The sequence below is a fragment of the Paraburkholderia ginsengisoli NBRC 100965 genome, assembly GCF_000739735.1.
Taxonomy (GTDB): Bacteria; Pseudomonadota; Gammaproteobacteria; order Burkholderiales; family Burkholderiaceae; genus Paraburkholderia; species Paraburkholderia ginsengisoli.
Genome location: NZ_BBJF01000005.1, coordinates 813,761 through 834,190 on the forward strand (window position 1 = coordinate 813,761; position 20,430 = coordinate 834,190).

The following is a 20,430-nucleotide window of genomic DNA, read 5'->3' on the forward strand; positions in this document are numbered from 1 at the left end:
TGTGTGCCCGACCGACCTCTACGGTCAGCCCGGAAATTCCGCCCATTCCCACGCGTCGCGCGTCTCGAGCAGTTTGGCGATGAGCCGGTAGTTCATTTCGTGACTTGGCCGCAAGGCGCTCACGCGCCCTAGCAATGGCGCGCCGGCCATCGCCATGTCGCCGACCAGGTCGAGCACACGGTGCCGCACGAATTCGTCGGGGACGCGCATGCCGCCCAGCACCCGGTTACCGACGATCGCGGCGGTGCACGACAGACGTGCGCCGCGCAGAATCGGCATGCCACGCACATAGCCCGCGAGGATCGCGGGGATCGCCCATTTGACGCGTCCATAGGAACGCGACGGCGCAATCTCGTCAGCGAAACTGGCGGGCGTTAGCGCGCCGTCCCAGCGCAAATCGCCAAAGCCTTTAAGGTCGTTGCGCACGTCCATTTCATATGAGGAGGACGGCTCGATCAAAATGCTGCGTTCATCGCGTGTGCCTGCGCCGTCAGCGATCTGCACGGGACGTAGCACGCGAATGAAACGCTTGGCATGCGGCAACTCGATCCGTCCGCATGCGCGGATCGCGTCGATCCACGGCTGAGCACTGCCGTCGAGAATCGGCACTTCCTCTGCATCGAGCTCGACCGTCGCGCGATCGATTTCGCAAGTCAGCAACGACGCCAGCAAATGTTCGACCGTACGCACACGCACACCACCCTCGGCTTCGAGCATTGTGCATAGCGGCTGGCCGCGCCGCAGCGCGGGACTCACGGCCAGTTCGGCGAGCACGCGGCCATTCTGCACCCGCCGGAACACGATGCCGCGCGGACTATTCGCGGCGCCCGGAAGAATCCGCACGTTCACGCGCCGGCCTGTATGCAGGCCGTGACCACTCAGCGTTAACGTCCGCGCAAGCGTGCCTTCGCGAGGATTCCAGCCCGCGGGCGCGCGCATCAGGCGAACTCCGTTGAAACCGGCTGCGCCCCTGCCGACAACGCATCGGCCACATCCGCCAGCGCGTGCATACCGACATCGAGCGCATGTTGCGCGGCGACCGCGGCCACCTGCGCCGCCATGCCATTCGGCTCAGCCGCCTCGTCCTGCGTCTGGATCGATTCGACGATCCGCTGCGCGAGCGAATGCACCGTCGCGCCTTCGGCCATCGTCATGATCGACAGCTTGACCTGGAAACTCTCTTCGACGGCCATCCCGAGCTCCATCCCCATCAACGAGTCCATGCCCATGTCGAGGATCGAGCGGCTGGTTTCGATTTTTTCCGGTGACATGTGCAGGATGCGGGCAATCTGCGCCTGCAACGTTTCTTCGACGAGATGCAGCGCGTCCGCGAACGGCAGCCCGGCAATCTGCTCGCGCATCTGCACGCTGCCCTGGCGCGCCGGTTCGTGACTGCCGCGCGCGTGCAACTCGGTGTAACGGCGCGCACGCGCCGCAGGCATCCCGAGCGACAGCTCCTGCCAGTCGAGCCGAACCACCGCCTCGCCCGCGCTCATGTCGACGAGCGCGCGTTCGAGCGCGGCAAGCGCCTCGGCCGACGTGATCGACAGACCGCCGATGCGTGCCTGCAACGCTTTGCGCGTTTCGGCATTGCGCGCGAGGAAGCCGACGTCGTCGAGCGGCCCCCATGCCATGTACGTGCCCGGCAGTCCTGCGGCGCGCCGTTGGGCGATCAGCGCTTCGAGGAAACAGTTGGCCGCCACGTAGCTCGACTGCCCTGGATTGCCGAGGAAGGTCGTCGCGGATGAATAGACCACGAAGAAGTCCAGCTTCGAGCCTCGGGTGGCCTGGTGCAGATTCCACGCGCCGGCCAGTTTCGGCGCGAGCACAGCGGCAAAGCGTTCGTCGTCGAGATTGCGCACGAGGCCGTCGTCGATCACCATCGCCGAATGCAGTACGCCCTTAAGCGGCGCGCCGCGTTGCGCGATCGCGGCGAGTAGCGCGTCGAGCGCGGCGGCGTCGGTGATGTCGCAAGCGGCCGTATGCACCTGCGTGCCGTTCGCTTCGTGCCATTGCGCGGCTTCGTGTGCGAACTCCGGCGCAAGCGTGCCGGAACGGCTCACGAGCGTCAAATTCCGGGCGCCGCGCGACATCATCCAGCGCGCGGTGGCAAAGCCGAGCCCGCCCGTGCCGCCGACGATCAGATATACCGCGGCCGGATCGAGTTGCAGCATGTTGCCGACACCAGTGGGACGCGCCGCGCTCGGCGTGCCGTCCGGATATGTCACGAGGATCTTGCCGATCTGCCGCGCCTGCTGCATGTGGCGGAACGCTTCTTCGACCCGCTCAGCCGGAAACGCGCGATACGGTAGCGGATGCAGCACACCGTCGGCGAAAAGCTGCATCACCTGTTCGAACAGACGCGCGGTCAGCTCCGGCAGCGCGCTCATCAATTGGTCCGCATCGATGCCGAAGTAGCTGATGTTGTTGCGGAACGGCCGCAGCCCGATGCGGCTGTTTTCATAGAAATCGCGCTTGCCGAGTTCGAGAAAACGGCCAAACGGACGCAACGTATCGATACTGCGCACCATCGCTTCACCTGCCAGCGAATTAAGCACGATATCGACGCCGGCGCCCTGAGTGCGCTCGCGGATTTCATCGGCGAATGCGAGGCTGCGCGAGTCGAACACGTGATCCGCGCCGAGCAGGCGCACGAACTCGCGCTTCTCGCGGCTGCCCGCGGTCGCGAACACTTCCGCGCCGAGGTGCCGCGCAAGCTGAATCGCCGCGATGCCCACGCCACCGGCCGCGCCATGCACCAGCACGCGCTCGCCGCGCCGCAGGCGGGCCAGCTCGCACAGCGCGTAGTACGCGGTGAAGAAAGTGGTCGGCACGGTGGCCGCTTCTTCGAACGTGAGCCGCGCGGGTTTGTGCGCGATGGCCTCCGCCTTTGTGCGCACGTGGCTCGCGAACGACGCGGGCGCGAAACCCAGCACCGCATCGCCTGGTACAAAACGGTGCACGTCGCATCCGACGCGCGCGATCCGTCCGGACAGCTCCATGCCGATCGTTGCGCCTGCAAAGCCGTTCTCCACGGCTTCATCGGACAGCAGGCCCATCGCATACATCACGTCGCGGAAATTCAGACCGGTGGCGACCGGTTCGATTTCGACTTCGTCCGCAGCGAGGTCGCGTTGCGGCAGTGCGAACCATTCCAGGTTGCGCAGCGAACCCGGCGATGCGAAACCGAGCACCGCGGCTTCGTTCTGCGCGCGCACCGGCGCAGCCGCCGTGCACCGCAGAGCCGCGCTCGCCGCGGACAACATGCGAGGCACATAGCGACCGTGCGGCGTCAACAGCACTTCTTCCTCGCCATCGGACCCGAGCAGTTCGCGAGCGAGCAGGACCGCCGCGTCACGCCCCGTCGCCGATACGTCGATCAGACGGCACGACAGTTCCGGATGTTCGTTGGCCAGCACGCGGCCGAGGCCCCACATCGCGGCCTGCTCAGGATGCAGCGAAGCGGCCTGGGCGAACGGCGTCGCGACCGGCGCGCCGCCGTGCGTAACGATCCACAGTTGTGGCTGCATCACGCCGGCCACTGCCGCCAGATCGCGCACGAGCTGCGCAAGTGCGAGCGTGGTCTGCTGCTGCGCGTGCATGACTGCGGCGCCGTCCGCGTCGGCGTCCAGGTGCGGGTCCGGCGCGATGAAGACCACGTGATGCGCCCGCCCGGCCGGTGCGACCAGCTTGCTCATGTCGTGATGCAACGCATGCAGCGTGCTGTTCGACGTCGTGTGGCCGGCGGCCTGCAATGCAGCGGCGAGCGTATCGTCGGGCGTGGTCTGCGTGGCGAAGAGCAACGACCAATGCGACGGCGGCGTTCGCGCTGCGCTTACCGCCCTGGACGCATCAGCTGCTTCGGTCACGTCCACCATATGGGGCATTTCCGCGCTCACCTCCGCGGTCGCCGCTGCATTCGCGAGCGGCTCGCGCGCGACCACCAGCGTCGGTGCGCCTTCGAGATCCAGTCCCTGCTCCGTGCGCCGCGCGATCTGTTCGAAGCCAGCCTCTTCGAGGTGCCTCGTCAGCGCTTGTGGCGACAGCCATGCCGCGCGGCGCGCATTGGCGTAGGCGGCGTCCGCGTCGAGATCGAACACGAGATCGGCGAAGCGGCTATTGCGCGGCTCCGCGATCACGACCAGCGCGCCCGGCGTCAGCCAGTCGCGCAGCGCGGCAAGCAACGCGCGCGGCTCGCTCTGCGCGGCGAGCACGTGACTCGCGACCACGACGTCGTAGCGTTCGCCTTCCTCAATGCCGGACAGGCGCGGCGTCTCGCCGAACTCGACGGTGGCGATATGAATCAACGGATGCTCGCTCGCGTCGAAACCGCTCAACTGCTCACGCGTACCCGCGATCGTGTAGTCGCAGCGCGACACCGGCACATGAATCGCGAGCGGTTGCAGAACGTCGCTCATCGGCGAATCCAGTTCGAGCACACGCAAACGGCGCGGCTCGCTCCACCCTTCGATCGCGCGATGCAGGCACGCACCGGTCAGCGCGTTGACGTGTGCCCACGTCGGCGACGCCTCGAAGAAATGCTCGATCAGACTGCTGCGCGATGACGGCAGGATCTGCGCGCCGCTCACGTCACCACGAAGCACAGCGGGCAAAGCCGCGCCGCAATGCGCGAGCAACGTCAGTTCGGCGACGTGCGCGGGCGATTGCGCGAGTAGTTCGCGCCACAATTCATCGATGCCCGGCAAGCTCGCGCACGCTTCGGCATCGCGCACGAGACGCGCGCCATCGCGACGCGCGAGACCGTCTTCGACGACGATCTGCGCGAGCCGCGCGAGCAGCGCCGGATGCGCGCAGTCCGGCAGCGACGCTTGCGCGAAAACGTCCAGCGCGTCGAGCGCCTGCAATGCGTACGCGCCGGCGAGCACGTCCAGAAGCGGCAGCATCTCGGTCAGATGCGACTGCCGGCGCGGCTGATCTTCATGGGCGGCCAATGCAGCAGTGGCCTCGTCGAGCAATGCAACGGGGTCGGGCAACGTGCGCGCGTCGATATCGCCGGCGAGCGGTTTCGCTTCGACGATATACGCGTAACGTCCGGGCGCCTGCTGGCGCCGGCCCATCAGATCGACGCGGCGGAAGCGGCAGGCGCCGAGCCGCGCGACAATCGCGCCTTGCGCATCGGCAAACTCGAACGACGCGACCACCGAGTGCGGACTGCGCCGCTCGATCCTCGCCATTACGTAGCGGATCGCGTCGCCGCGCAAATAGTCGATGCGGCCAAGTTGAACCGGCACATACGCCGCATGTTCGATCTCCGCCTGATCTGGCGACGCGAGCAACGCGAACAGCGGATGGAAACCACTATCCATCAACGCCGGGTGCAATGTATACGCATCCTGAGCCGTTGCGGATTGCGCGACCACTGCGGGCATCTCTACTTCAGCGAGCGCGAGGTCCGCCTCGGCATCGACGTGCACCGAGCGTACCCATCGGAACGCGGGCCCGTAGCTCAGACCGATCGCGGCGGTATTCTGATACAGCGTGTCGCCCGACATGGCGGGTTGGGCGAGGAAATCGATCAGCGTCGTGGGCGGCAGCATTGCCGCTTCGGCATCGGTGCCCAGCGCGCAACCACTCTCGAGCAAACGGCCGGTGACGTTCAGCGACCAGGCTTCGTCGGACATGCGGTCGCGCGTTTCGATCATGAAACTCGCAGTGCGCACGTCGACGGTGAAACGGAACAGCTTCGAATGCTGCGCTTGGAACACGACCGGCAAACGGATTTCGAGGTTCTCGACCGCGCAGCTCGCCGTGCCGAAATGCACGCGCGCGGCAGCCAGCGCCATCTCGACATAACCCGCCCCAGGGAACGCGACGCCGCCGTCCACCACGTGATCGGCCAGCAACGGCAAGCCAGCGGGATCGAGCTGATTTTCCCACGCGAGCGCATGTTCGCGCAGACGATAGCCGAGCAGCGGATGTTCGCGGCGTCGATAGACGAGGTTGTACGCCTCCGGTGTCGGACCGAGCCAGTGACGTTGGTGCTGCCACGGATAGGACGGCAGCGGCACCCGTGCGCTTGCCGGTGCAAAGCAGTCGGCGTCGACCCGCGCGCCGCTCGCGATCATTGTGTAGATCGCGTGATCCAGCATGTGTGCGCTGTCGTGATTGCGCTTGAGCGTCGGCAGCGAGCGGCCGGTGACGCGCGCATCGTCGAGCGTTTGCGTCACGTAGGTGCGCAAGATCGAATGCGGGCCGATTTCGAGGAACAGCCGCACGCCCATCTGCGCGACCTGCGCGATCGCATCGCCGAAACGAACCGGCTCGCGAATATTGCGCCACCAGTAATGCGCGTCGAGTTCGGTGCCGGCGATCTCGGCGCCGGTAACCGTCGACACGAAACTGCATACCGCCGCGTTCGGTGCAAGATCCGCGAGGCCTGCCAGCACGGCCGGCTCGATCGGATCCATCTGACGGCTGTGGAATGCATAGTCGAGGTCGAGCATCTGGAAGAAGCGGCCGCTCTCCTGCATCGCCGCTTCGATCGTCTGCAATGCGCCGAACGGACCGGCCAGCGTCACCGCTTGCGGGCTGTTCACGCCAGCGATTTCCACCGCCGCATCCACGCCCAATTGCACCAGCAGCACGCGCATCGCGGCTTCGCCGAGACCGGCGGCGGCCATCCGGCCAGTGCCGCGTGTGCTCGCTTGAGCACGGCTGCGGATCTTGATCACGTGCACGGACTGCACCAGCGTCAACGCTCCCGATGCCCACGCCGCCGCGACTTCGCCGACGCTGTGGCCCAGACATACGTCATAGCCAACGCCGCGTGCTTCGAGCACGCGCACCACGCCGACCTGGATCGCGAACAGCAATGGCTGCGAATGCTCGGTAGCCGCCAGACACCGGGCGCTCACCCCTTCGCGCAGCACATCGACCAGGGACGGACTACCGTCGGCACGCCACAACGCGTCAAGTTCGTCGAGCGCGGCGCAGAATACCGGCTCCTGTTCGAGCAACTGCTTGCCCATGCCGGCCCACTGCGAGCCATTGCCAGAAAACACCAGCGCGAGACGCGTGTCGTCGCCGGGCGCCTCGCCTTGCACGAGGGCCGGTTCCGTTTGATCCGGCGTCGGCGCGGTCAGCGCACCGAGTGCTGCGCGTGCTTCGGGCAATGTCGACGCCGCGACGATCGCGCGATGCTTGAGCCACTGCCGTCGATGCGCCGCGTTGGCAGCCAGCGCATTCCACGGCGTGCCGCCGTCGAGCGCGGACAGATAGCGCGCCGCGAGTTCCGGCAACGCGGCGGCGGCGCGGGTCGACAGAATGAGCGGCGACAGCGGCGCCGTTGCGCTTTCCACTTGCTGCGTGAGCGCAGCAGGGCTGCCCGTAGCGGCCACGTTCGCCAGCGCTTCGCGCAATACGATGTGCGCGTTCGTGCCGCCGAAGCCGAACGAGTTCACGCCGATCACGAGCGGGTCCGGGCCGTTGTCGAGCGGGGTCAGCCGATCCACGACGCGCAGCCGGCCGCCGACGAAATCGATCGCCGGATTGGGCGTTTCGAAGTGCAGCGTCTTCGGCACCGCGCGATGCTTGAGGCACAGGATCGCCTTCATCAAACCCGCCATGCCGGACGCGGTTTCGAGGTGGCCGACGTTGGTCTTTACCGAGCCGATCAGCAACGGCCGGTCGACCGGCCTGCCCGCCGACGCCACTTGCATCAACGCGCGCGCTTCGATCGGATCGCCGACCGCCGTGCCCGTGCCGTGCGCTTCCAGATAAGCGAGCGAGCGCGGATCGACGCCCGCGCGATCGTACACGGTGCGCAGCAACGCCGCCTGGGTGGCCGCGCCCGGCACGCTGATGCCGCCCTGCGAGTAGCCGTCCGAATTGACGCCCGAACCGGCGATCACCGCGTGAATCGTGTCGCCGTCGGCCAGCGCGCGCTCCAGCGTTTTGAGCATCACCAGCGCGCCGCCTTCCGAGCGGACATAACCGTCGCCGCTTGCGTCGAACGCACGGCAACGGCCGCGCGGCGAGAGCATCGACGCCTTCGAGAACGTCACGAAACCGAACGGATGCAACAGCAGATTGACGCCGCCAGCGAGCGCCACCTCCGCATCACCCGCCTGCAGTGCCTGACACGCCTGATGCAACGCGACCAGCGACGACGAGCAGGCCGTATCCACCGACACGCTCGGCCCGCGCAGATCGAACAGATACGACAGACGGTTCGACGCGATGCTCAGCGTGTTGCCGGTTGCCGAATACGGATCGACCGCGTTCAGGTCGTCGACGAAACGATTGCCGTAGTCCGGACTCGCGACGCCGATATACACCGCGCAATTGCTGCCTTCCATGTCGCGCGGACGCACGCCCGCGTCCTCGAAGGTTTCCCAGGCGAGTTCGAGCAACAGGCGCTGCTGCGGATCCATCTGCTGCGCTTCGCGCGGCGAAATGCCGAAGAAGTCCGCGTCGAAACCGGCGACGTCGTCGAGCACGCCGGCGGAGAACGTGTAGCTCTTGCCCGCTTCGCGTTTGGACGGATGCTGATAGAACTCCGTGCCGAAACGATCTGCCGGCACCTGGGTTACCGCGTCTTTTTCATCGCGCAGCAGCGCCCAGAAATCCTCCGGGCTCTCTACGTTGCCGGGGAAGCGGCACGCCATCCCCACAATCGCAATCTGTTTGGTCATCATTCTGTTGTTGGGTGCAGCGCGCGCGCGGGCGTCCCGCGCGGCATAGCTGGCTCGAGAGCTTGAACGAGGGCTACGCCAAGTCGTTCGGCGCACAAATCTTGTCGAGTCGCGGGCGCATCACCGTAGTTGCGCCAGATGAAGTAGTCGCTTTGCTCCGGCTCGCAACCGAGCGCCGCGTACACGTGCGGCAGCGCCGGCACGTGATCGCCGTAGAAACACAGCACTGTGTCGCGGCGTCGCGCGCGCAACGCCGCGAGCAGCCGGCCGAGCATCGCATCGGCATTGGCGAGGTGGCGCAGGTAAGCGGTCAGGTCGTGCCAGCGCGGGTCGTCGCCGAGCGCGTGGAACGCGGCGCCCTCGCCTTCCTGCACGGATTCGAGATGCAGCGGACCGTGGTTCTCCATCGTCATCGAGAAGATGAACGCGGGTTTGTCGCGCGGCGCGTCGAGTGCTTCGATGATTGCGTCCGCGACCGCCAGGTCCGACACATAGGGGCCGGCGCGCGGCGCGTCGGCGAAGGCGGCGATGTCGATGAAGCGGTCGATCTGCAAGTGCCTGAAGGCCCGCTCGCGGCCGAAAAAGTCCGCGAAATATGGGTGAATCGCGAGCGTTCTATAACCGCCGTTCTTGAACCACGAAGCCAGCGACGCGCAAGTTTGACGGATGAATGCGTACGGATAGAAGCGCGCGTAACCGAGTCGCGCCGGATCGACGCCGGTCAGCACCGCGAACTCCGTGCGCATCGTATTCGCGCCCCATGCGGGCACCGTCAGCTCGCCGTGCTGCAGCGACTCGCGGCGCGCGCTGTCGAAGTGTTTCAGCACGGTGGGGGCGATCTTGCCGGTCAGACGCCGCGCGTCGAAGAACGACTCGCTCTGGATCAGGATCACGTCGGGTGCCGATGGCGGCGCGCTGCTCGCGAAAGGACCGGCGGCCAATACGTCGCGTAGCTGTCGCGAGGTGGCCGGCTTCATCCCGTTCAGCAGATACGCGACGAACACCGCGAAGAAGCCGTGTCGTTTCTGATCGTCGACGGCATTCAGCGTGAGCGGCAGATGTGCGGCGCACAGGTAGGCCGTGGCGACGCACGCGCCCGCAAGCGCGAGCAGCGCGCCGACCGGTCTTTGCGCGAGCGGCGTGTCGGCGATGAAGCCCGCGACCACCCCGACGACGCCGAGCACGATCGCCGCCACCGTGCCCACGCTGAGAAACGGCAGATACAGACGCGGATGCGCAAACAGCTGGCTGAACAGACTCAGATCGGTGAACACGAACGGCTCGCGCAGCGACGCGTACTTGGCGTTGCTCACGCCGGCCAGCAGCGCCACCAGCGCGATCGCGACGAAGGCCGAGAACCTCACGCGCCCGGTGACCAGCAGCATGCACGCACAGATGAACGCGATCGCGCTGACGTGTAACGCGAAAGCAAGCGGCGCACGGCGCAACGACGCACGCGGCAACGCGAGCGCTTCAGGCAGAAGCGCGAGGCCGGCTGCGGCCACGAAGCTGAGCGCGAGCGGCGCGTTCACTCAATGCTCCTCACGCGGCAGATAGGACAGGCCGCCGAGAATCGCATCGGCGAGCACAGCGGGCAGCAACGGCAGAAGACGCATGCCGAATGCGAGCAAACCGGGGAAGGCGATTTCCGCGCGCCCTGCTTCCAGTTTGCGTCGGATGTGTTGGGCGGCTTTGTCAGCGGACCAGAGGAACGGTTTGTCGCCGGGGAATACGTCGCTCATTGCGGTCTTGACGAAGCCGGGCAAGACGATCGACATGCGGATGCCGTCGCGCGACAGGATCGGACGCACCGAATCGCCATAGGCTTTGATGGCCGCTTTGCTGGCGCAATAAGCCGGCGAGATTGCCATCCCGCGCAGTGCGGCGAGCGAGCTGATTAGCGCGATCTGGCCTTGTTTGCGCGCACGCATGCGGGCGATCACCGGCAGTACCGCGTGCATCGCGCCGTAGAAATTGGTGTCGACGATCGCGGCCGTGCGCTCCAGTTCTTCCCAATCTGTCGCGCACGCGAGTGTGCTTGCTGCGCCCGCGTTGGCGATTAGCAGATCGATGGGATGCGCGTCGTCGAAATGGTGTAGCCAGGTTTGCATCGCTTGTGCATCGCGCACGTCGATCAGGGCGGTTTGCACCGTTGCGCCTTTGGCGCGGCAGGCTTGCGCGGTGGCTTCGAGACGTTGCGCATCGCGCGCGATCAGGCCAAGTGCGACGCCCGGCGCCGCGTACGCCGAAGCGAGCGCGCGGCCGAGGCCGGCGCTCGCGCCGGTGATGACGATGGGGCGCGGCGCGGCGTTACGCATGTGCCACCGCTTCGAGACGTTGCACCGCGCCGGCTACCGCCATCGCGATGCCGGTCTTCGTGTAGAAGTCGCCGTTGATCTGGGTGTGGTGGATGACGTAGTCAAGGAAGGAGTGGTACAGGTGCGTATCCGGTGGCTCACCGTGCAGCCAGAAATCGTCGAGCGCGCCTTGCCAGGTCAGACCGGGTAGGCTGTAGATCGCCGTACCAAGTGCAATCACCGGGCAGCGATGATGCAAGGCCGACAGACCAACCGTGCTGTTAACAACCACGGTGCCGCATGCGTGATCAAGAAGAGTCGGCAAATGACCGCCATCGATAAAGCGCAACCGGTCTTCAATCCCCAGGTCGCGCGCGAGTCTCTCCGAGTGGCGACGGTAGTCAATGAGTCCGGTATCGAGCGGATGATTCTTGATAACCAGCCACGACTCGACGGGGGCATGGCGTGCGAAAGAGTTCAGGACTCTGTCGATCGCCTCGCACACGCTGCCGAACGGCGAATGGACGACGACCTGCGCATCTGAATTCAGTTGTAGTGGAAAGATGTAGTACTTGCGGCCGGCGTCCAGCAAATCACGAGTGACCTGATCGGAGTCGTGGTGACGCTGCCCTTGCCGCAATGCGCGTGCGGCTAAACCGGCGTATTCAAAGAAGCCGTTTCGCGGACGATGACTGCGGTAATGAGGAAACCGGGTTGCAAAGAGCGTATTGGCACTGCGATAGCGAATATCGTGAAAAGCGCGTTCGTAGAGGTTGTAGCCGGTGGCATTCGTCATCGGGCTGAGCGGCGTAAAGCGACGCTGCTCGATATACCAGGCGGGATCGCGTGGCAGTTGGGAGCGGCCATTCACCCCGTGTTTTTCCAGTGTCAGCCAATGCGGACGAACGTAGCCTTCTTCAAAGACGTGCAGCCGCAGCCCGCTCGCCTGCGCGACCTGATGCATATGGCAATGAATTTCACGACAGTCACCGAACATTATTACGTCGGTGAAGTTCTCGATATTTACGCGATTGGCGTACCAGCTCGATAACTCGCTCGAGGGACCGCAAAAATTCCATGCACCGCCACTTCCACCGTAGACCAGATCGCCTCCGCAAAAATTAACCCGACGCACCGCATGACCGCGCTCGCGCAGAGCTGCGGCAAGCCGACTAAAAAAAGGAGAAGCCGGGCCTTGCAAGGCGAGGAAGGAGCGGTACATATGTGAACGTCTAGCCGATGCTTGCCGACGGGACACCGCTAGTGGCGGGCTCCTCCCTGTGCAAACCCGGTCTTAATAACAGTTGGTGGGGTGGCGGGTGACTCTTGGCAGGCTCGAAGAATACAACATTACGGACCGGAAGAATGATGAATGTGTGCCAAATTCTATAAATATCTTGAAACACTATGCGATCGATGGCGCAGTTCGCGTCGGGTAGCTATAATCAGCCGCCCATCGTGTTTTGCGTGGGTGCGAGCTTGCAACTGCCTCGTAAGAAATAGACTACGGGTTCTATCTATTTAACTTACAGCATTTCTTTTCGTAAGTACTCGCATTACCCCATGTAAATCGTTTGCGACCTCCTCGGCAGAAAGGTTTGCGACCGTTTTCGCTCTCCCCTAATGCGTCGTGTCGGCGGAAACGGGAGGAATTTGAAAAGAACCCTCAAGCTTGGACAAGACGTTGGACACTGCATCTAACAGCAATACGATGTTGCCACCCTCGGGGAACGGCAAAGGCGTGGTTGAACGTCTCAAAAAAATCAACCGACTCTTCGCTTTAACAGTTGTTGTACCGACCACCATCGCCATCGCCTACTTTGGCCTGATTGCTTCCGATGTTTATGTGTCGGAGTCGCGGTTTGTCGTGCGCAGTCCAGCACGGCAAGTTCCTACAAGCGCGATCGGCGCTTTGCTGCAAGGTACCGGTTTGTCTCATGCGTCCGACGACGCATATTCGGTGATCGACTACATTCAGTCACGTGATGCGCTGGCCGAACTGAATGCCAATGACTACATTGGCAAATCATTTGGCGAGCGGGGCGACCTGTTTGGCCGTTTCCCTGGATTGATCCCGGACGACAGCTTTGAGGCACTCCTTCGCTACTATCAGAAGGAGATTGTTGATCCTGAACTTGAAACCACATCGTCCATCACCACGCTGAAAGTGCGGGCATTCACAGCCAGGGACGCTCATCAGATCAACGAGCGGTTGCTCGAACTGAGCGAACGCCTGGTGAACAAGATGAACGCGCGCGCTGCTGAGGACTCTATTCAGTTCGCGCAGCGCGAGGCCGACCTGGCAGCGGAGAAAGTGAAAACCGCAGCCGCCGCACTCGCAAAGTACCGGAACACCCATACGGTGTTTGATCCGGACAGGCAGTCGGCGTTGCAGCTCCAACAGGTAGCAGGCCTGCAGGCACAGCTGTTCGCCGCACAGGCACAACTCGCGCAAATCCAGTCGGTTTCGCCGGCAAACCCTCAGGTAAGCGCGCTGAAGACAAATATCGCTACGATAGAAAAGCAGATCGAAAGCGCCACCAACGGAGTCGCGGGCGATAAAGGCTCGCTTTCCGAGAAGGCAATTGCGTATGAAAGACTTCAGCTAGACGCCCAATTTGCGCAAAAACAACTGACATCCGCATTGGGTGCGCTTGAACTCGCGCGGGCGGAAGCTCAGCGCAAGCAGCTGTATCTTGAACGCATTGTCCAGCCGAGCAGCCCGGATGCTGCGCTTGAGCCCCATCGATTGCGCTCCATTCTGGCAACGTTCATTCTCGGACTGATTAGCTGGGGCGTACTGACATTGCTTATTGCTGGTGTCAAGGAGCACCGGGACTGAAATGGAAACCGGCACTACACTGGGACGCTCCTTCGAAATTCAGCGTCGCGTAATCGGCGCACTGCTGATGCGCGAAATACTGACTCGCTATGGCCGTCACAACATAGGATTCATGTGGCTGTTCTTCGAGCCGATGCTTTTCACCCTTGGGATCACTTTGCTGTGGTCTCTGGTAAAGGTCGAGCACGTCTCGAATGTACCTATTATGGCATTCGCACTAACCGGCTATTCGTCCGTTCTCGTCTGGCGTAACCCAGTCAATCGCTGCAACCTCGCTGTTGAACCGAACCTCAGTCTTCTGTATCACCGCAATGTTCGAGTAATCGACATATTTGCGGCACGCATTCTTCTGGAAGTCGCCGGTGCGACTATTTCGTTCATCGTTCTTGCCGCAGCATTCATTTCGGTAGGATGGGTGAAGCCACCGCACGATGTACTCCGAATCCTCGAAGGATGGTTCCTGCTAATCGGATACGCGACCGGCCTCGGGTTGACGATAGGCTCGCTATCGGAGCGCTCAGAAACCATTGACCGCGTTTGGCACACGATCACCTACCTGACGTTCCCGCTCTCAGGCGCAGCCTTCATGGTTGACTGGCTACCCCAGAAGCTTCAGCATCTCGCGACTTACATGCCCATGGTGAACGGCGTCGAAATGCTTCGGGAAGGGTATTTCGGACCGCCACTCAAATTTCACTATGACTGGGTCTATTTCGCCTGCGTCGACATTGTGCTGGTGCTCATAGGTCTTTACCTGGCACGCGAAGCCGGGAAGCGAGTTGAACCGCAATGATCTCACTCACCAACATCCACAAAACGTACCAAACGCGCAGCGGTCCACGCGAGGTTCTGAAAGCGTTGAACCTCAAAGTTGGGCGAGGCCAGAAAGTCGGCGTGCTTGGGCGCAACGGTGCCGGAAAATCGACACTAATCCGCCTCATCAGCGGGGCAGAGCTACCTACACGCGGACACGTACACCGTGGCATGTCGATCTCGTGGCCCCTCGCCTTCGGTGGCGCATTCCAGGGCAGTCTCACAGGATTGGACAATCTGCGTTTCGTATGCCGGATTTATGGCGCCCCGATCGCGCCCGCTATTCCGTTTGTCGAAGCCTTTTCCGAGTTAGGACCGTATTTGCGGGAACCAGTAAAAAAGTACTCGTCCGGGATGCGCGCGCGGCTTGCGTTCGCGATCTCGATGGCGGTCGAATTCGACTGCTTCCTCATCGACGAAATTGTCGCGGTCGGCGACAAGCGCTTTCACGAGAAGTGCCATTACGAACTGTTTGACAAGCGAAAAGACCGCGCCATGATCATTGTTTCGCACGACCCCGGCTATATCCGCGAACATTGCGATAGCGCCGCCGTGCTCTCAAACGGTGAGCTGACGAGTTATGAAAATGTCGACGATGCATATCATGCATACAACGCAATGATGTGAATCAACGCTACCCGCATATTCAAATCATTCGTGCGAATTCCTCAAGTTAAGAAAAGACACGCGGCGTCACTGGGCAGGCAGAGTAGTCCACCACACGGCGACCTGGTTAAGAACCATATCACTCAACGATTAAAGCGAGATATTCGACCACATGCGACGAATCATCATGGACCTCGATGACACGATCTGCTCGACTCGTGACGGCAACTACACCGACTCGGCCCCAAATCCTGAAGTCATCCAACGCCTTCGCGAATATCGGGATATGGGTTTTCAGATCGCCATTTCGACAAGCCGCAACATGCGCACATTCGAGGGCAACGTCGGCAAGATTACCGCCGTGACCCTGCCGATCATCGTCGCATGGCTGAATCAGCATGCGGTGCCCTACGACGAAATCTACGTCGGCAAACCCTGGTGCGGTACTGAAGGCTTTTATGTTGATGACAAGGCAATCCGCCCCGACGAATTTATCAACAAATCGTACGAAGAGATAAAGCGCATTGTGGGAGTCACGAAATGCTGATCATCAACTCCGGAGGTTACGTCACGCCCGAGTTTCAGGTCGAGTTCGGCAAAATTCCCCCATGCATGCTGCCGATCGGAAACCGCAAGCTGATCGAGCATCAGGTCGCCCGGCTGCGGGAAGCCTTCCCTGACAAGAAGATCACGCTGACCTTGCCGGATACATTTCGCCCGGCCATCAATGAACGAGCGTTGTTGAACTCGCTGAACATCGATTGCGTTGCCGTGCCAGAGACATTCGGACTCGTCGACTCGCTGCTCTACGTGTTGAACAGCGCCCCTACACTCGGCGACACAGTCGCCCTGCTGCACGGCGACACGCTAATCAGCGAATTTCCCCCGGAAACCGACATAGTTGGAGTCGCTGAAACACACGATGACTACGCGTGGGAAACGGAAAGTGTCGCTGAAGGCAACGAGGTTGTATGGTGTGGTTATTTCGCGTTCTCGAATATCCGTTCATTCGTCAGGGCTTTAGCGCTCTCAAAGGGCGATTTCGTACGCGCAGTCCGCATCTACGCTGAAACGCACAACCTGCCGCTCCGCATTATTCGACAGTGGCACGACCTTGGTCACGTGAACACGTATTTCAAGTCGCGCGCCAGCATTACGACACAACGCTCGTTCAATTCGCTCGATATCCGCTCGGGCGTACTGACCAAGCGTGGAAAGCCAGCGATCAAAATCGAGGCGGAGGCGCACTGGTTCGCCAATCTACCGGTCAGCATGCGCCGCTTTGCTCCGCAATTAATCGACTCCGGCACAGACGCCGACGGCGCAACGTACTACACGCTGGAATACTTGCCGATGACGCCACTGAACGAAATATTCGTTCACGGGCACAATCCGGTATTTTTCTGGTCTCGCATTGTGGCGTTGCTCGAAGAGTTCTTTCGTACCGCACGCGAAAGCCGCCAGACCGATAGTGATTCGGCGAGAGTCGTTGAAGACGCTCGGATGCTCTATCGCGAGAAAACACTCGCACGCCTGAGTGAGTTTTCGAAGGTTAGCGGCATTCAGCTAGACGTGCCAATGAAATACGGCCTGCTTACGCTTCCCTCCGTTAGCGAGATCGCCAATCAATGTATCGATCTAGCCTGCGCGTCGAACCCCGTGCTGGCGATCGGACACGGCGATCTTTGCTTCAGCAACGTGCTCTTTGACTCACGTGGAGACAGCATTAAGGTTGTCGATCCGCGCGGATTGAGCCAAACGCAAAAATTGACCGTCTACGGAGACCAGAAGTACGATCTGGCGAAGTTGTGTCATTCGTTTATCGGCCTTTACGACTTTATCATCGCGGGACGTTACCGACTGATCAACAAAGACGGCGGCAGCAAGATCGAGTTTGACCTTGATGACCGCCTGATTGCGATTCAACGATTATTTGTCAACGCCCAACTGATTCCTGGTGTGTCGTTTGCCGAAGTAATGCCGCATACGGTACTGCTCTTCCTGTCCATGCTGCCGCTTCACGCGGATCAACCGCAAAGACAGCAAGCGCTTTTCGTCAATGCATTGCGCCTGTATAGCCAATATTTGGAAATTCCCTCGGAGGTAAGTCTTGATCGTCATCCCCATGGTCGGACTGAGCAGTCGGTTCTTTAAGGCTGGTTTCACCAAACCCAAGTTCCAACTCGAACTCGCGGGGGAGTCGGTATTTTCCCGCGCTGTAAAAAGCTTCGAACACTATTTCAAGAGTGATCGTTTCACGTTCGTCACGCGGCAGGACTACGACACGCCGGCTTTCGTGGAAAGTGAGCTGAAGCGGCTCGACGTCGCGGACTATCGCATCGTGGCTTTGCCGCGCGACACGCGCGGCCAGGCCGAAACGGTGTCGTTGGGTCTTGGCGACACCGCCGACGAAGAACCTTTGTACATCTTCAATATCGACACGTTTCGCCACGGGTACCGCAAGCCCGAATTTACCGAAGCCTGCGATGGATACCTCGAAGTATTCGAAGGTGAAGGTGATCACTGGTCATTCGTCGAAGCGGGGGAGAACGGAAATGTCACTCGCACCACGGAGAAGCAACGAATCTCAAACCTCTGCAGCGATGGACTGTATTACTTCAAGCGCCGCAGCGATTTTGACGCAGCCCTTGAGCACGCGATGAAAAGCGATGCAACGGTAAAAGGAGAGTTCTACATTGCTCCGCTGTACAACCACCTGATCGGATCTGGCGCGACTATCAAGTACGACTTGATCGGCCCGGCGGATATCGATTTTTGCGGCACGCCCGATGAGTTTGAGGTATTGCGAAAGCGTTGGCAAAAATAAGATTCTGCTTCGCTCCAATTTTTCCGATTCTGTAAGTGCGGCTGATCCCACACACCTTATGAATCGCTTCGACATTCTTATGCGCCCTCAGCATGATTACAACGTCAGATATCACGATCGTCTTTCAGGGAAGCGTCACCCCCTTCACGTCAGCAAATGGTGACTCGTTTCTGAAATTCGCCAATGTGACTCGCTCCACGCTTCCGAATGCAAAGATCATTCTATCGACATGGGAAGGGACGGAGATTCCAGATGGAGCGCCCATCGACCTGGTAGTCCGTTCAAAAGACCCTGGCTCGCTGCCGGGCGTCAAGTTCGATGACAAGCCAAGCAATCTGAACCGGCAACTAGTCAGCTCACGTGCCGGCCTGGAGCAGGTCAAGACACCCTACGCGATCAAGTTGCGCACCGACTGTTCTCTAGAACATGCTGGTTTTCTTGAGGCATATAATACGTACGCCTCCGATCCGAACGCAGCGGATCGCATCGTGACGAGCGCTTTCTTCACGCTGGATCCGACCGTGTTCGAGCATATGCCGTATCACGTGAGCGACTGGTTTCATTTTTCGACGACCGAACAGTTGCTCAAGTACTGGTCCGCACCCAACATGACAGTTGCAGATGCGGCTTATTACGAGACGCATAAATTTGCGAAACACTCGTCGTATCTCGACAAGAAGTTTCGTGCCCGACTCGCTGTGGAGCAATATCTCGGCGCGACGTACGCCAAACAGTTCGGCTATTCGATTCCCCAGTTTCACAATGACACCCCCCAGCACATACTCGCCGGGCATGATGATTTTGTGGCCCGGCACCTACTCGTGCTGGATCCGTGGCAGTCGGGTCTGTGTTTCCCGAAATATTTCTGGGCGTACGAATCCAAGATGCAGTGGATGAATTGCATCATGTTTCTCGATTGGTATCGCATGTATGTCGACAAGTTCAACCCGACAAAAGTCGACTCTGCACTATATGAGGCCGGCATGAGGCGAGTGCGGCAAAAAGCACGCGTGCGGGCTGGCGCGAAGCTCATCGATCCGTTCGGTTCGATCTGGTACTCACACAAGTTCGACGCTATCGCCGGCCGGGCGCTTCGCTGGGCGATGCAGTAAGCCCGGGCTACCAATCTCTCCAAAGTTAACAAGCGGTTTTCCTCGCATGCTCCACTCCATCTAAATCCGTGAATACATCGTCAAATTCATCGAGTCAATCCGCACCAGAAGCGGCAGGAAACCCGCAACTCCATGCGCATGAGCCGGGTTCGTCTGAGATCGTGCTGCCCGGATACATCGAGCAGGCGCCCGATCAAATTGCCGCTGTGCCAGAACCCGCACCCGCATTGGCAGCATCTTTTGTCGCGCAACCGGTCCCGACCATCGGCGAAATCATTCGCGTCATGCCGGAAAGACGCCGGCTTTCGCAGGGTGCTGAGGCGATGCGACTGATCTCAAGCCAACCGTTCGCCGACGACCTTTTCAGCGCGGGTGTGCTGCGCACACCACGGCCGAACGTCTTTTTCAAGCATGTTGAAAAGATTGGTTGCACTTCATTAAAGAAGGCGTTGATCGATCTGATGTACCCTGGCGTACTTGAGTTGCCAGTTGAGCGTTACCACCACGATGCGCGCGCATCCGAATTCGACTGGACGCACAATGTCTCCTTCGACGTTCTGCGCACGGATATTACTGAGCACATCCTTGGCGACTGCTTGTGGGTGACCTTTTGCCGCAACCCGTATGAGCGTCTCAAGTCCTGCTATCGGGACAAAGTCGCCGCGTCTCGAGCGAGCGAGCGGGAATACACGAACTTCATCCGTCGGGAAATTCTGTTCCATCAGATGCGGAGCGGAAACTATCGCCGGGAAGACTTCAGCAACAATGGCGTAGCATCGTTCAGTGCATTCGTTCGTTTCGTCTGCAGTCCGACCGCGCCTTCCGATACACATTGGCGGCCGCAGTTGGCGATGAATGCCGCTGACATCGTACCCAACCTCAAACTCGTACGACTCGAAAGTTTCACCGACGATCTGACAAGAGTCTTTGCTGATGATCTCGGCGTTCAGTGGTCGTCCGAGTCGAAGCAGAACACGAGCAAAGACCGACTGCATGGCGCCGAGTCGTTGCAGTACGACGAGGCACTAGCGCAACTTGTCTATGAAACCTATAAGCGCGACTTCGAATTCTTCAACTACGAGCGCGACAGTTGGAGAGACGCTTAAGTTTTTGCCGAGTTCGTCCGAGGCATGGGCCAGGTTGCCTCGGATAACTGATGACGCGATCCAATGTCTCGGTCTGATGTTGAAGGTCGGACCCGAGCCGCGACCGCGATTCCAAAGGGGTACCCTTGCGCCTCTGAATTGAGATGGCGGCGCGGATGAAATGTTGCCTCACC

13 protein-coding genes are annotated in these 20,430 nt (G+C 61.0%); 8 read left to right on the forward strand and 5 right to left on the reverse strand.

Annotated features, from left to right (window positions below; genetic code table 11):
- Nucleotides 1–24: 24 nt before the first annotated feature.
- Genes BGI01S_RS12875 through BGI01S_RS12895 form a run of 5 tightly spaced genes read right to left on the reverse strand, consistent with a single transcriptional unit; the run spans nucleotide 25 to nucleotide 12,173 of the window.
- On the reverse strand, nucleotides 25–939 hold the full coding sequence (locus tag BGI01S_RS12875; protein WP_042325841.1) for a UDP-3-O-acyl N-acetylglycosamine deacetylase: 915 nt from the start codon (nucleotides 937–939) through the stop codon (nucleotides 25–27).
- Entirely contained in the window at nucleotides 939–8,654 is a 7,716-nt protein-coding gene (locus tag BGI01S_RS12880) for a type I polyketide synthase (protein WP_042326029.1), read from the reverse strand. The genes BGI01S_RS12875 and BGI01S_RS12880 overlap by 1 nt, the downstream gene beginning before the upstream one ends.
- Nucleotides 8,654–10,186 carry an LTA synthase family protein gene (locus tag BGI01S_RS12885; protein ID WP_042325842.1) on the reverse strand — a complete coding sequence of 511 codons (1,533 nt, stop codon included), beginning with the start codon at nucleotides 10,184–10,186 and terminating at the stop codon, nucleotides 8,654–8,656. The genes BGI01S_RS12880 and BGI01S_RS12885 overlap by 1 nt, the downstream gene beginning before the upstream one ends.
- Nucleotides 10,187–10,972 carry an SDR family NAD(P)-dependent oxidoreductase gene (locus tag BGI01S_RS12890; protein ID WP_042325844.1) on the reverse strand — a complete coding sequence of 262 codons (786 nt, stop codon included), beginning with the start codon at nucleotides 10,970–10,972 and terminating at the stop codon, nucleotides 10,187–10,189.
- The gene (locus BGI01S_RS12895; RefSeq protein ID WP_042325846.1) at nucleotides 10,965–12,173 is read right to left on the reverse strand and encodes a capsule biosynthesis protein; all 1,209 of its coding nucleotides are present in this window, start codon (nucleotides 12,171–12,173) and stop codon (nucleotides 10,965–10,967) included. Before BGI01S_RS12895 ends, BGI01S_RS12890 begins: the two co-directional genes overlap by 8 nt.
- Before the next feature lie 489 nt (nucleotides 12,174–12,662).
- On the opposite strand from BGI01S_RS12895, the gene BGI01S_RS12900 reads away from it, so the two are divergent.
- The 8 genes from BGI01S_RS12900 to BGI01S_RS12935 all read left to right on the forward strand — a co-directional run bounded on the left by BGI01S_RS12900 (nucleotide 12,663) and on the right by BGI01S_RS12935 (nucleotide 20,257).
- A complete protein-coding gene (locus BGI01S_RS12900) occupies nucleotides 12,663–13,793 on the forward strand; it encodes a hypothetical protein (protein ID WP_174447406.1) in 1,131 nt (376 codons plus the stop codon).
- 1 nt (nucleotide 13,794) lies between these two features.
- A complete protein-coding gene (locus BGI01S_RS12905) occupies nucleotides 13,795–14,586 on the forward strand; it encodes an ABC transporter permease (RefSeq protein WP_042325850.1) in 792 nt (263 codons plus the stop codon).
- Nucleotides 14,583–15,233 carry an ABC transporter ATP-binding protein gene (locus tag BGI01S_RS12910; RefSeq protein WP_042325851.1) on the forward strand — a complete coding sequence of 217 codons (651 nt, stop codon included), beginning with the start codon at nucleotides 14,583–14,585 and terminating at the stop codon, nucleotides 15,231–15,233. The genes BGI01S_RS12905 and BGI01S_RS12910 overlap by 4 nt, the downstream gene beginning before the upstream one ends.
- 151 nt (nucleotides 15,234–15,384) lie before the next feature.
- Entirely contained in the window at nucleotides 15,385–15,759 is a 375-nt protein-coding gene (locus tag BGI01S_RS12915) for an HAD family hydrolase (RefSeq protein WP_042325854.1), read from the forward strand.
- Nucleotides 15,753–17,366, forward strand: a complete 1,614-nt coding sequence (locus tag BGI01S_RS12920) for a glycosyltransferase family protein (protein WP_042325856.1) — start codon at nucleotides 15,753–15,755, stop codon at nucleotides 17,364–17,366. Before BGI01S_RS12915 ends, BGI01S_RS12920 begins: the two co-directional genes overlap by 7 nt.
- Nucleotides 17,323–18,039: a glycosyltransferase family 2 protein gene (locus BGI01S_RS12925; RefSeq protein WP_042325858.1), complete on the forward strand. Its 717-nt coding sequence runs from the start codon at nucleotides 17,323–17,325 to the stop codon at nucleotides 18,037–18,039. The genes BGI01S_RS12920 and BGI01S_RS12925 overlap by 44 nt, the downstream gene beginning before the upstream one ends.
- Before the next feature lie 92 nt (nucleotides 18,040–18,131).
- The gene (locus BGI01S_RS29550; protein ID WP_084585350.1) at nucleotides 18,132–19,151 is read left to right on the forward strand and encodes a WavE lipopolysaccharide synthesis family protein; all 1,020 of its coding nucleotides are present in this window, start codon (nucleotides 18,132–18,134) and stop codon (nucleotides 19,149–19,151) included.
- 68 nt (nucleotides 19,152–19,219) lie between these two features.
- Nucleotides 19,220–20,257, forward strand: a complete 1,038-nt coding sequence (locus BGI01S_RS12935; protein ID WP_157004159.1) for a sulfotransferase family 2 domain-containing protein — start codon at nucleotides 19,220–19,222, stop codon at nucleotides 20,255–20,257.
- Nucleotides 20,258–20,430: the final 173 nt, after the last annotated feature.